This window comes from Janthinobacterium sp. CG_23.3 (assembly GCF_046115965.1).
Classification (GTDB): Bacteria; Pseudomonadota; Gammaproteobacteria; order Burkholderiales; family Burkholderiaceae_D; genus Janthinobacterium.
The window spans coordinates 1-12,229 of sequence record NZ_JBJXIB010000160.1 but is presented as its reverse complement, the minus strand read 5'-3'; the positions used below and the strand labels follow the sequence as shown (position 1 = coordinate 12,229).

The 12,229-nt window shown below is 64.2% G+C and carries 14 protein-coding genes; 9 read left to right on the top strand and 5 right to left on the bottom strand.

Annotated features, from left to right (window positions below):
* The first annotated feature begins 181 nt into the window (after positions 1-181).
* From ACFDR9_RS25030 to ACFDR9_RS24995, 8 genes are all read left to right on the top strand, one after another.
* Complete coding sequence (locus tag ACFDR9_RS25030) at positions 182-568, top strand: diacylglycerol kinase (RefSeq protein ID WP_035788948.1); 387 nt, start codon at positions 182-184, stop codon at positions 566-568.
* A 121-nt stretch (positions 569-689) separates the two neighbouring features.
* Entirely contained in the window at positions 690-1,694 is a 1,005-nt protein-coding gene (locus ACFDR9_RS25025) for a sulfate ABC transporter substrate-binding protein (RefSeq protein ID WP_409032710.1), read from the top strand.
* 15 nt (positions 1,695-1,709) lie between these two features.
* The gene (locus tag ACFDR9_RS25020) at positions 1,710-2,276 is read left to right on the top strand and encodes an RBBP9/YdeN family alpha/beta hydrolase (RefSeq protein ID WP_409032709.1); all 567 of its coding nucleotides are present in this window, start codon (positions 1,710-1,712) and stop codon (positions 2,274-2,276) included.
* 65 nt (positions 2,277-2,341) lie between these two features.
* On the top strand, positions 2,342-2,980 hold the full coding sequence (locus tag ACFDR9_RS25015) for a peroxiredoxin (RefSeq protein WP_409032708.1): 639 nt from the start codon (positions 2,342-2,344) through the stop codon (positions 2,978-2,980).
* Positions 2,981-3,189: 209 nt separating this feature from the next.
* Positions 3,190-4,056, top strand: coding sequence for a sulfate ABC transporter permease subunit CysT (gene cysT / locus ACFDR9_RS25010; RefSeq protein ID WP_026133384.1), 867 nt, complete (start codon positions 3,190-3,192; stop codon positions 4,054-4,056).
* Positions 4,053-4,949, top strand: coding sequence for a sulfate ABC transporter permease subunit CysW (cysW, locus tag ACFDR9_RS25005; RefSeq protein WP_409032707.1), 897 nt, complete (start codon positions 4,053-4,055; stop codon positions 4,947-4,949). The genes cysT and cysW overlap by 4 nt, the downstream gene beginning before the upstream one ends.
* 2 nt (positions 4,950-4,951) lie before the next feature.
* Positions 4,952-6,022 carry a sulfate/molybdate ABC transporter ATP-binding protein gene (locus tag ACFDR9_RS25000; protein ID WP_409032706.1) on the top strand — a complete coding sequence of 357 codons (1,071 nt, stop codon included), beginning with the start codon at positions 4,952-4,954 and terminating at the stop codon, positions 6,020-6,022.
* A gap of 24 nt (positions 6,023-6,046) precedes the next feature.
* Positions 6,047-6,979 (top strand): CysB family HTH-type transcriptional regulator, encoded by a 933-nt coding sequence (locus ACFDR9_RS24995; protein WP_409032705.1) that lies wholly within the window; start codon positions 6,047-6,049, stop codon positions 6,977-6,979.
* 46 nt (positions 6,980-7,025) lie between these two features.
* Here ACFDR9_RS24995 and ACFDR9_RS24990 read toward each other — a convergent pair whose 3' ends face one another.
* Positions 7,026-7,520, bottom strand: coding sequence for a hypothetical protein (locus tag ACFDR9_RS24990; protein WP_409032704.1), 495 nt, complete (start codon positions 7,518-7,520; stop codon positions 7,026-7,028).
* A gap of 289 nt (positions 7,521-7,809) precedes the next feature.
* Here ACFDR9_RS24990 and ACFDR9_RS24985 point away from each other — a divergent pair, with 289 nt between their 5' ends.
* Entirely contained in the window at positions 7,810-8,601 is a 792-nt protein-coding gene (locus tag ACFDR9_RS24985; protein ID WP_409032703.1) for a hypothetical protein, read from the top strand.
* 24 nt (positions 8,602-8,625) lie between these two features.
* On the opposite strand, the gene ACFDR9_RS24980 is transcribed toward ACFDR9_RS24985, so the two are convergent.
* The 4 genes from ACFDR9_RS24980 to ACFDR9_RS24965 form a co-directional block, all read right to left on the bottom strand.
* Entirely contained in the window at positions 8,626-9,672 is a 1,047-nt protein-coding gene (locus tag ACFDR9_RS24980; protein WP_409032702.1) for an aldo/keto reductase, read from the bottom strand.
* A gap of 11 nt (positions 9,673-9,683) precedes the next feature.
* Complete coding sequence (locus tag ACFDR9_RS24975; protein WP_026133385.1) at positions 9,684-10,724, bottom strand: quinone-dependent dihydroorotate dehydrogenase; 1,041 nt, start codon at positions 10,722-10,724, stop codon at positions 9,684-9,686.
* Positions 10,725-10,903: 179 nt separating this feature from the next.
* The gene (locus ACFDR9_RS24970) at positions 10,904-11,632 is read right to left on the bottom strand and encodes an arginyltransferase (RefSeq protein ID WP_017878832.1); all 729 of its coding nucleotides are present in this window, start codon (positions 11,630-11,632) and stop codon (positions 10,904-10,906) included.
* Between the two features lie 101 nt (positions 11,633-11,733).
* Positions 11,734-12,229 (bottom strand): leucyl/phenylalanyl-tRNA--protein transferase (locus ACFDR9_RS24965; protein ID WP_409032701.1); only part of this gene is annotated, 496 nt, incomplete at its 5' end.

The window sequence follows — 12,229 nt, the reverse complement described above, 5'->3', positions numbered from 1 at the left end:
GTCGCCTCCAAGCGCCTAAAGGCGGGCTGGAACGCCGACTACCTTGGCAAGGTGTTGGGCCTGGCCATCTGATCCTTCATGCAATCGCCCTGCGCTCTCGTGGCTCCGCTGTGACATTTTTGCCCCTGCCGCCAGCGTGCGCGGCATAATGACGCATCAATTCATTAAGAACAATATAACCATGGAACAACCAGTCAACGAATTCAAGAGCAAAAGCGGCCTGAAACGGATTTTCTCGGCCTTTCTGTACTCGGTCGACGGCCTCAAGGCGGCTTGGCAACACGAGCACGCTTTCCGCCAGGAATTGATCTTGTTCGTCTGCGGCACCGTCGCGGCCCTGATCCTGCGCATTTCGGCGTTTGAAAAGTTGATGCTGATCGGTGTGCTGGTGCTGATCTTGATCGTCGAGCTGATCAACTCGGCGATCGAAGCGGTGGTCGACCGCGTCTCGCTCGAGCGCCACGCGCTGTCGAAGAACGCCAAGGATTTCGGTAGCGCCGCGGTGCTGCTGGCGGTGCTGCTGGCGGTGGCGGCCTGGAGCGTCGTATTGTTCAACCGCTTTTATTGAAGATCGGCGCGCGGCGATATGCGAAATACGCATATCAAACCGCGAAAGCATTCGTTCTCTTTGCGCCGGGCGCGCCGTATTCTCGGGTCTCTGAAGTTTTTACTTATGAACGGGGATCCTGATGCTGTCGAAAAAAACAATCTTTGCCGCCGCTTTCGCCACCTTGGCGATATGGCAGCCGGCCCTGGCCGCCGACATCGCGCTGTTGAACGTGTCCTACGACCCGACCCGCGAGCTGTATCAGGACGTCAACCTGGCCTTCGCCAAGGACTGGAAGGCCAAGACCGGCGACACTGTCAAGATCAAGCAGTCGCATGGCGGCTCCGGCAAGCAGGGGCGCGCGGTGATCGACGGCCTGGAAGCCGACATCGTCACGCTGGCCCTGGCGTACGACATCGACGCCATCGCCGAACACGGTTTGACCAGCAAGGACTGGCAAAAACGCTTACCGCATAATAGCTCGCCGTACACCTCGACCATCGTGTTTTTGGTTCGCAAGGGCAACCCGAAGGGCATCAAGGATTGGAACGACTTGGTCAAGCCGGGCATCGCGGTGATCACGCCGAATCCGAAAACCTCGGGTGGCGCGCGCTGGAACCATTTGGCCGCGTGGGGCTATGCCCTCAAACAACCCGGCGGCAGCGAGGCCAGCGCCAAGGACTTCATCAAGAAACTGTATAAAAACGTGCCGGTGCTCGATTCCGGCGCGCGCGGCGCCACCACCACCTTCGTCGAGCGCGGCATCGGCGACGTGCTGATCGCCTGGGAAAACGAGGCCTTGCTGGCGATTAAGGAATTAGGCCCGGACAAGGTCGAGATCGTGGCGCCGTCGGTCAGCATCCTGGCCGAGCCGCCAGTGACCGTGGTCGACAAGGTGGCCGACCGGCGCGGCACCCGCAAGGTCGCCGAGGCGTATCTGAATTATCTGTACACTGACGAAGCGCAAGAGTTGATTGCGAAAAACTACTACCGTCCGACCGTCGAGAAGGCCGCCAAGAAATACGCGGCGCAGTTCCCGAACGTGAAGTTGTTTACGATTGCGCAGGTGGCGGGCGGCTGGACCGCGGCGCAAAAGGCCCACTTTGCCGACGGCGGCGTGTTCGACCAGGTTTACCAGTCTAAATAATTGCAAGGAGAGGTGATGGGCGTGCTTTTACTGTCGGACTGCCGCGTGCTGCTCATGCCCGGCCTGCATAACAGCGGACCGGGGCATTGGCAGACCCGCTGGGAGCGCCTGTATCCGTATGTCGAGCGGGTCGAGCAGGACGATTGGGACCATCCGCAGTTGCCGGCCTGGTCGGCGCGTTTCGACCAGGTGCGGTCCCGCGACAGCCGGCCGGTGCTGGTCGCGGCGCACAGTTTCGGCTGCCTGGCGACGGCCTACAGCCTGGCGCGCGACCCGCGCGGCGTCGCCGGCGTGCTGATGGTGGCGCCGGCCGACCCGGACAAGTTCGGCGTCGCCGGCGCGCTGCCGCGCACGCCGCTGCCCTGTCCGACCATCATGATCGGCAGCAGCAACGACCCGTGGATGAGCGCCGACAACGCCGCGGTGTGGGCGGAGCGTTGGGGTAGCGAGTTCATCAATTTGGGCGCGCTCGGCCACATCAATGCCGAGTCCGGCCTGGGCGACTGGGAGTTCGGCCAGAGCCGCCTGCAGGCCTTGTTTGACTTGGCGCAAAGCGCGCAAGGGCAGGCGCAATTAGCCTGAAACTGACACGCTTTTACGTTCTTATTCGCTTGTTTTAAATTAACCGTTTATGGATGGAGCTGACGATGACTTTACGCCTGGGTGACATTGCCCCCGATTTCGAGCAGGATTCCTCGGTCGGGCCGATCAATTTCTACGACTGGTCGCGCGACTCGTGGGTGGTGCTGTTTTCGCACCCCGCCGATTTCACGCCGGTCTGCACCACCGAGCTGGGGCTGACCGCTAAACTGCAACCGGAGTTCGAAAAACGCAACGTCAAGGCGCTCGCGCTGTCGGTCGATCCGGCCGATTCGCATCGGCAGTGGATCAAGGATATCGAGGAAACCCAGCACACGGTGGTCGGCTTTCCAATCATCGCCGACGCCGACAAGCGCGTCGCCGGTCTGTACGACATGATCCACCCGGAACAGTCGGCCACCGCCACGGTGCGCTCGGTGTTCGTCATCGACCCGCAGCGCAAGGTGCGGCTGATCCTGACGTATCCAATGAGCACCGGGCGCAACTTCGACGAAGTGTTGCGCGTAATCGACGCCTTGCAACTGAGCGACGCCCACACCGTCGCCACGCCCGGCAACTGGCGCGACGGCGACGACGTCATCATTCCGCTGTCGGTGCAGGACCCGGAGGTGATCAAGCAGAAGTATCCGAAAGGCTACGTCGCCGAGCGGCCTTACTTGCGCCTGACGCCGCAGCCAAACAAATAAGACCGCCGCATACCGGGCATATACCGGGGACAGACCACGATTTCCGAAAAATACTTTCTCGGAAATCGTGGTCTGTCCCCGGTTTTTTTTTGTCTTGTCCCCGATATACGATTGTCGTCTAAGCAAATGACAAAAGCTTCGTTCGCTTTATGCCGTTCGGATGCGATTATTGCGCCCTGTTAGTCGAAAATGTAATAAGGGGAGCTTTCATGTCTGCTGTTGCAACGCCGGTTCCGTTCAAGGCGCAAAGCGCGCCGTTTCGGGTGATGCCCGGTTTTAAATTGTCGCTTGGCTTCACCATCTTTTATCTGGCGCTCATCGTCCTGATTCCCTTGTCGGCGGTGTTCCTGAAGACCTTTACCATGACCTGGGAGGCGTTCTGGGCCGCCGTGACGTCCGAGCGCGTGATGGCCTCGTACCGCCTCAGTTTCGGCGCCTCGTTGATCGCCGCGTCGATCAACGTGGTGTTCGGCGGCATCCTGGCCTGGGTGCTGGTGCGCTACACCTTCCCCGGCAAGCGCATCATCGACGCGCTGGTCGACCTGCCGTTCGCGCTGCCCACCGCCGTCGCCGGCATTACCCTGACGGCGCTGTATTCGTCGAACGGCTGGTTTGGCAAGTTCCTCGAAGGCACGTTGGGCTTGAAGGTGGCGTTTACGCCGCTGGGCGTGGTGGTGGCGCTGACCTTCATCGGCCTGCCGTTCGTCGTGCGCACGGTGCAGCCGGTGCTAGAGGACGCCGAGCGCGAGCTGGAAGAGGCCGCCGCCAGCCTTGGCGCCAGTTCGCTGCAAACCTTCATCCGCGTGGTGTTCCCGACCATCCTGCCGTCGCTGCTGACCGGCTTCGCGCTGGCCTTCGCGCGCGCCACCGGCGAATACGGCTCGGTCATCTTCATCGCCGGCAACATGCCGATGGTGTCCGAAATCACGCCGCTGTTCATTATCACCAAACTGGAGCAATACGACTACGCGGGCGCCACCGCGATCGCCGTCGTGATGCTGGTGGCGTCGTTCCTGATGCTGCTGACGATTAACCTGCTGCAAGCGTGGACGCGCGGCAAGTCGAGGAAAACATGAGTACAACGCATTCCGCCGCCGCGCCGCGCCGCGCCGCCGCCCGCCCGGCCTCGCTGGAGCCGCAATGGGTGCGCGTGGCGCTGATCGCCGTCGCGCTGACCTTCCTGACCTTGTTCCTGTTCGTGCCGCTGGTGGCGGTGTTCGTCGAGGCCTTCAAGAAGGGTTGGCAAGCCTACCTGGCGGCCATCGTCGACCCGGACGCGATCTCGGCCATCAAGCTGACCGTCATCACGGCCGCCATCGCCGTGCCGCTGAACCTGGTGTTCGGCGTCGCCGCCTCGTGGTGCATCGCCAAGTTCGAGTTCTGCGGCAAGAGCATCCTGCTGACGCTGATCGACTTGCCGTTCTCGGTCTCGCCGGTGATTTCCGGGCTGATCTATGTGCTGATGTTCGGCGCGCAGGGCTGGTTCGGCCCGTGGTTGCAAGAACACGACATCAAGATCCTGTTCGCCGTGCCGGGCATCGTGCTGGCGACCATTTTCATCACCTTCCCGTTTGTCGCGCGCGAGCTGATTCCGCTGATGCAGTCGCAGGGCAACGAGGAGGAGGAGGCCGCCATGGTGCTGGGTGCGTCCGGCTGGAACACCTTCCGCCGCGTCACGCTGCCGAATATCAAGTGGGGCTTGCTGTACGGCGTGATCCTGTGCAACGCCCGCGCCATGGGCGAGTTCGGCGCGGTGTCGGTGGTGTCCGGCCACATCCGCGGCGAGACCAACACCATGCCGCTGCAAGTGGAGATTTTGTATAACGAATACAACTTCGCGGCCGCGTTCGCGGTGGCCTCGCTGCTGGCCCTGCTGGCCCTGGTGACGCTGGCCCTGAAATCCTTTATTGAGTGGCGCTTGCACGAAAACAGCGCCGACGATTCCGCCTTACGTTCTACGGAGCATTGAGCATGACGATCGAAGTCAACAACATCAACAAACGGTTCGGCGATTTCGTCGCCCTCGACAACGTGTCGCTGGCGTTTCCGGCCGGCGAGCTGACCGCGCTGCTGGGACCGTCCGGCTGCGGCAAGACCACCTTGCTGCGCATTATCGCCGGCCTCGAACACCCCGATTCCGGCCGCGTGCTGCTGGACGCCGAAGACGCCTCGGCGCGCCACGTGCGCGAGCGCCAAGTCGGTTTCGTGTTCCAGCATTACGCGCTGTTCAAGCACATGACGGTGTTTGAAAACGTCGCCTTCGGCCTGCGCGTGAAGCCGCGCGCCGAGCGCCCGTCGGAAGACCAGATCCGCCGCAAGGTCAAGGACCTGCTGGAACTGGTGCAACTGGACTGGTTGGCCGACCGCTATCCGCCTCAGCTGTCGGGCGGGCAACGCCAGCGCATCGCCCTGGCGCGCGCGCTGGCGGTGGAGCCGCGCGTGCTGTTGCTCGACGAGCCCTTCGGCGCGCTCGACGCCAAGGTGCGCAAGGAATTGCGGCGCTGGCTGCGCCGCTTGCACGACGACTTGCACGTCACCAGCATTTTCGTCACCCACGACCAGGAGGAGGCGCTGGAGGTGGCCGACCAGGTGGTGTTGATGAACAAGGGCCGGGTTGAGCAACTGGGCGCGCCGGACCAGGTCTACAACCACCCGGCGTCGCCGTTCGTGTATGGCTTCCTGGGCAATGTGAACCTGTTCCACGGCCGCGTCCACGAGGGCGTCATGGCCACCGGCGACGCCAGCTTCGAGGTGCCCGACCACGCCGGCGTCACCGATAGCAAGGGCATCGCCTATGTCCGCCCGCACGACTTGGAGATCGACCGCTACACGCCGGGCGCCGAGGGTATCGTCGTCAAGCTCAGCCGCGCCCACGCGATCGGCCCGCTGGCCCAGCTCGACCTGCAGCGCCTCGACAACGACGAGTTGATCGAGGCGGTGATGTCGAACGAGCGCTTCGGCCACCTGCAGTTGAAGGAGGGGGAAACCCTGGTGGTGCGGCCGAAGCGCCTGCACGTGTTTGTCGAACCCGCCGCGCGGTAACGTTTTCTTAGATGGGAGTTGGCAATGAATTTTCAACAATTGCGTTCGATACGCGAGGCGGCGCGCCGCGGTTACAACCTGACCGAAGTGGCGAATGCGCTGTTTACCTCGCAACCTGGGGTAAGCCGCCAGATACGTGAATTGGAGGACGAGCTGGGCGTGGTGATTTTCGAGCGCAACGGCAAGCGCCTGACCGGTTTGACCGAGCCGGGCAAGGGCATTTTGAAGATCGTCGACCGGCTCTTGATCGAGGCCGAGAACTTGCAGCAGGCCAGCCTGGAGTACAGCGGCCAAACCAGCGGCACGCTGTCGGTGGCGGCGACCCACACCCAGGCCCGCTACGCGCTGCCGAAAGTGGTGCAGGGCTTCCGCGCCGCCTTCCCGGACGTGCGCATCGCGCTGCAGCAGAGCGCGCCGGAGCACATCGCCGAATGGGTGTTGTCGGGCAAGACCGACATCGGCATCGCCACCGAGGGCTTGAGCCAGTTCCCCGACCTGGTGTCGTTCCCGTGCTACCGCTGGAGCCATCTGATCGTGGTGCCGGACGGCCACCCGCTGCTGGCGCGCGGTGCGATCCGCCTGGAAGACCTGGCCGAGTTTTCGCTGATCACCTACGACCGCGGCTTCACCGGCCGCGGCCACATCGACGCCGCCTTCGCCAAGGCCGGCGTGCAGCCCGACATCGTGCTGACGGCGATGGATTCCGACGTCATCAAGCAATACGTCGCGCTCGGCCTGGGCGTCGGCATCGTCGCCTCGATGGCCTTCGACCACGGCCGCGACAAGGGCTTGCGCGCGGTCGAGGCTTCGCACCTGTTCGCCGCCAACACCACCCGCCTGGCGGTGCGCCGCGGCGCCTATCTGCGCTCGTACGCCTACGAGTTCATCCTGCAGTTCGCCCCCGAGCTGAGCCGCGACGACATCGACCGCGCGATGAACGGCGAGGAGGCGGCTTGACGGCGCTGGCCAAGCAGCCGGCGCGGGCGCTGGCCGTCGCTTGAAATCAGCGGCGCCGGCGGTGCCTGGCGGCGACCGTACACTTACCAGGCGTAGCCCGCCTTGGCGTAGAAGTAACGACCGTTGAACCGTTCGGCGCGAACACGCTGTACGGTTGGGTGCCGCCGAGGTTCAGCTTGTTTTGCGCCGTCACTTGCCGCGGATAGCGGTCGATGACGTTGTCGGTGAAGCTGCCGTAGCGCGCCACCACCGGGTGCGCGTTCCAGTTGCCGGCGCTCAGGCGGTACTGGGCGTTGGCGAAGGCGCTGCGCGGTTTGCTGTCCGGGTCGCCGAAGCGCTGGTTGACCCGGCTGTAACGCGGCTCCTTGGGATTGCGCACGTCGGCGCCGGCGCGCTCGGCCAGCTCGGCCGCCACCCGCAGCCAACCCTGGTCGTCGAGGGCCAAGCCGGCCGATCCCTTCAGCGAGCGCTGCCCGCCGTCGCCTTCCCGGTACTCGCCGAAGCCGGCCTTGCCACGACCATGGCGTACGCCAGCAGACACAAACCACCTCCGCGGCGCAACTACCCGCGCAGCACGCGCGCGCCTCCTCATTCCCCAAATAAATGGTTGCGAAAGCACAAGCAAGTATACGATAATGATAAAGCGTTATCAATAACGAGCGGTCGTGAAATTGAGAAATCTGACAACTGCGTCGCGGCGCCGACTTTACTTACCAACCCAAGCGTTGAGCCGGGCGGTAAGGCGTCTCGCTGCAACACGCCAACAGCGCCGGCGGAATAGATACTATTTTGTGGGCAATTCACCTTGTACCGCAATGATTGGTCAATGAATGGAAAATGGCTTTTTGTCAGCGATGCTGATGATGTTCGTTCTGGGGATGCGGCACGGCCTCGACCCAGACCATATAGCAATGATCGACGCGATGACTTTTCGCTGCTCGACGCAACGACCACGTACGGCGCCGTGGATAGGAACGCTGTTCGCCACTGGACATGGCTTAACGGTGACAGCGATTGCCGTTGGCCTGAGCTTTCTGACCAGCGATCTCCAGTTTCCCCCGTCCTTCACCGCCTTGCTTGATTGGCTTCCGGTTGTCTTGTTGCTCGTCGTCGGAACCTTGAACCTGCGCGCATTGCTGATCCCCGGACCTTACCAGGCGGTCGGATGGAAAAGATACTTTGTGCCCCGGCGTCTGCAGGATAGTTCCCATCCATTTGCCATTTTTTCGGTGGGTGTGGTGTTTGCACTGGTGTTCGATACCGCGACACAGGCCGCGGCGTGGGGCTACGCCGCCACGTCATCGAGCGGCGCGTATATGGCGTTGGCAGCCGGCCTGGCATTTACCATTGGCATGGTACTAACCGACACGCTCGACGGCCGGTTGATGTACCGGATGTTGCAGCGCTCGGCGCATGGCGCCGATGCCCAGCGTTATCGACGCTGTGTTGCTTGGGCGGTGGTGATACTCGCTTTCGGCGTGGCGTTGTACAGCATTGCCGCGCGCTACTATCCGAGCATCGAATTGACCGACACCGTGTTCACCATTGCCGGACTTTGCATGTCCGCGCTCTTGCTTTTTGCGTATTGGTGGACAGCGGGCAAAAAGTTGACCTTCGACTGAGGGGCCCGTCCTTCGTCCTGTGGTTTACTGGCCGGGGTTGGGCAGGCTGGCGTGGATGGCGTCGATGGCGGCGGCGACGTCGTCGCTCAGCGGCGTGGCGTAGGCGTCGATGTTTTCCTTCAGCTGCGTTAGGGTGGTGGCGCCGATGATGGTCGAGGCGACGAACCAGCGCGAATAGCACCAGGCCAGCGCCATCTGCGCCGGCGTCATGCCGTTGGCGCGCGCCAGCTCGGCGTAGCGGGCGGTGGCGGCCAGCACGGCCGGGCGCAGGTAGCGCGGGCTCCAGGTCGGCGGGAACAGCGTCAGCCGCCCGCTGGCCTTCGGGTCGTCGAGGTACTTGGCGCTGAGCTGGCCGAACGCCAGCGGGCTGTAGGCCAGCAGGCCGACGTGCTCGCGGAAGCAGGTTTCGGTCATCAGGCTGGTTTCAAAATTGCGCGCCGTCAGGTTGTACAGGTTCTGCACCGTGGCGATGCGCGGCAAGCCCTTCTGCTCGGACTGCTTGACGAATTCCGACACGCCCCACGACGATTCGTTCGACACGCCGATGTGGCCGATCTTGCCCTGTTCGATCAGCCGACCCAGCGCCGCCAGCGTGTCCTCGATGGCGGCCGCGGGCCGCTCGGCCCGCGGCTCGAAGGCGTTGGCGCCGAAGATCGGCACGTTGCGGCTGGGCCAGTGCAACTGGTACAGGTCGATATGCTCGGTGTGCAGGCGGCGCAGGCTGGCCTCGACGGCGGCGCCGATACTGGCCGCGTCCAAGTCGTTCTTGCCGCCGCGCACCCAGTGCATGGTCGGATTCGGCCCGGCCACTTTGCTGGCCAGCACCACCTCGCCGCGGCGCCCGCTTTTCTTTAGCCAGCTGCCGATGTAGCTTTCGGTGCGGCCCTGGGTCTCGGCGCGCGGCATGACCGGATACATCTCGGCCGTGTCGATGAAGTTGACGCCGCGCTCGAGCGCGTAGTCGAGCTGGCTGTGCGCCTCGGCTTCGCTGTTCTGCTCGCCGAAGGTCATCGTGCCCAGGCAGATTTTGCTGACCGCCAGGTCGCTGTCGCCGAGCGTGGTTGTTTGCATGGCGCGTCCCCTTAGTTGGCGCGCAGAACGTCGGCGCAGTCGCGCACCAGCGCCGGGCCGGCGTAGATCAGGCCGCTGTACAACTGTACCAGCTGGGCGCCGGCGTCGATTTTGGCGGCGGCGTCGGCGCCGCGCATGATGCCGCCCACGCCGATGATCGGCAAGGCGCTCCCCAGCTCGGCCTTGAGCAGGCGGATCACCGTGTTCGACAGTTCGAACACCGGCGCGCCGGACAGGCCGCCGGCCTCGGCGCCGTGCTGCATACCGTCGACGGCGCTGCGGCTGAGGGTGGTGTTGGTGGCGATCACGCCGTCGATCTTGTGGCGGATCAGCGAGTCGGCGATGGTCTTGATCTGCTCGCCGTCGATGTCCGGGGCGATCTTTAGCGCCAGCGGCACGTAGCGTTTGTGCTGGTCGGCCAGGCGCGCCTGGGCGTCCTTGAGTTGCGCCAGCAGCGCGTCGAGTTCGGAGGCGCCCTGCAACTGGCGCAGGTTCTTGGTGTTCGGCGACGAAATGTTGACCGTCACGTAGCTGGCGTAGGGGTAGACTTTTTCCAGGCAGTGCAGGTAGTCGTCGGCGGCGCGCTCGATCGGCGTGTCGGCGTTCTTGCCGATGTTCAGACCCAGCACGCCGGCGCGGTTCTGGTAGAAGCGCGACGCTTGCACGTTGGCGACGAAGGCGTCGACGCCGCCGTTGTTAAATCCCATGCGGTTGATGATGGCGTGCGCCGCCGGCAGGCGGAACATGCGCGGTGTCGGATTGCCCGCTTGCGCGCGCGGCGTCACGGTGCCCACTTCGATCGAGCCGAAACCGAGGTCGGCCAGCGCGTCGATGAAGGCGCCGTCCTTGTCCAGGCCGGCGGCCAGGCCGACCGGGTTCGGGAAGGTGATGCCCATCACGCTACGCGGATCGGCCCGCGGCTTTTTCACCAGGCGGGTCAGGCCCAGCGCGGCGGCGCGCTTCAGCGCCGGCAGGGTGAAGTGGTGGGCCGCTTCCGCGTCCATGGCGAACAGCAAGGGGCGGGCGAGGGAATACAGGAATTTTTCGGACATGGGGGCAGTCTTGGTTGAGGCGGGCGCGGTGCGCGGTGGCCGGTCCGGCCCGCTGTGGTGTTTGCCGCCATTTTACCGGCTTTTGCGCGCCGCCCGGTCGAAAGCATTCGCCGGCCGGCGACGTCAAAACCAAGCCAATGCAAAGAGCCGGGTGATAAAAGCCGCTCAACTGAGCGGCATCAGGCGCCGAGCAAGCCCCAGGCGCCCTTGATGCGCGCCTCAAGCGGCTTGAAGTTGATCTTGTAGGCCATTTTCGGGCTTTGCTCGATCCAATAGCCGAGGTAGACGTACGGCAGTTGCAGTTCGGCGGCCTGGGCGATCTGCCACATCACGTTGTAGGTGCCGAAGGACGCGCCGGCCACGTCCGGGTCGAAAAAGGTGTACACCGAGGACAGGCCGTCGGCCAGCACGTCGATGATGCTGACCATGCGCAACGCGCCGTCGGGCTCGCGGAACTCGACCAGGCGCGTGTTGACCCGGCTTTGCAGCAGGAACTGGGCGTACTGGTCGCGGCTGTCCTGGTCCATGCCGCCGCCGGAGTGGCGCGTGCTCTGGTAGCGCAGGTACAGCTCGTAGTGTTCGTCGAGGAAGGCCAGCGTGGCGACGCTGGCGCGCAGCGTGGCGTGGCGCGCCCAGGCGCGGCGCTGGCCGCGGCTGGGCGCGAACTCGGCGGCGATCACGCGCACCGGGATGCAGGCTTGGCAGCCGTCGCAATACGGCCGGTAGGTGAAGATGCCGCTACGCCGGAAGCCGCTCTTGACCAGCTCGGAATACACGTCGACGTTGATCAGGTGCGACGGCGTGGCCACCTGCGAGCGCGCTTGGCGGTCGTCCAGGTAGCTGCACGGATACGGCGCGGTGGTGTAAAACTGCAGCGTCGAGAAGGGCAGGTCATTGAGATGCGTCATGCACGTCCTATCGGTGCGGTTGCAACGGCAAATGTGGCGCTTCGCCACCGCCGTTTTTGTATCATATCCCTTGCGCGCCGCCGTGGCGCGGCGCACTCAATTTATAACACGGCGCCGAGCGGCGCAAGCGGCTGCCACGCGGCTATTTGCGGTTCTTCAATGCTGGCCGCCAGGTGCGCCAGGAAGCGCGCGCGCGAAATCGGCGCCGCGCCCAGCGAGGCCAGGTGCGCCGTTTCCTGCTGGCAGTCGATCATCGCCACGCCGTGGCCGCGCAGAAAGTGCACCAGGTAGGCCAGCGCGATCTTCGAGCCGTCGGTAACGCGGGCGAACATCGACTCGCCGTAAAACATGCGGCCGATCGAGACGCCGTAGGCGCCGCCGACCAGCTCGCCGTCCAGCCACAGTTCCGCCGAGTGCGCGTAGCCGAGCCGGTGCAAGCCGGTGTAGCCGGCGATGATCTCGTCGGAAATCCAGGTGCCGGGGCCGTCCTTGGGGGGGGGGGCGCCGGACCGCAGGACGGAAGCGAAAGCGCCGTCGGAGCAAACCCGCCCACACCCACCCCCAGTGGGAGCTATGGGGGACGGGCGCAAGGCCCTC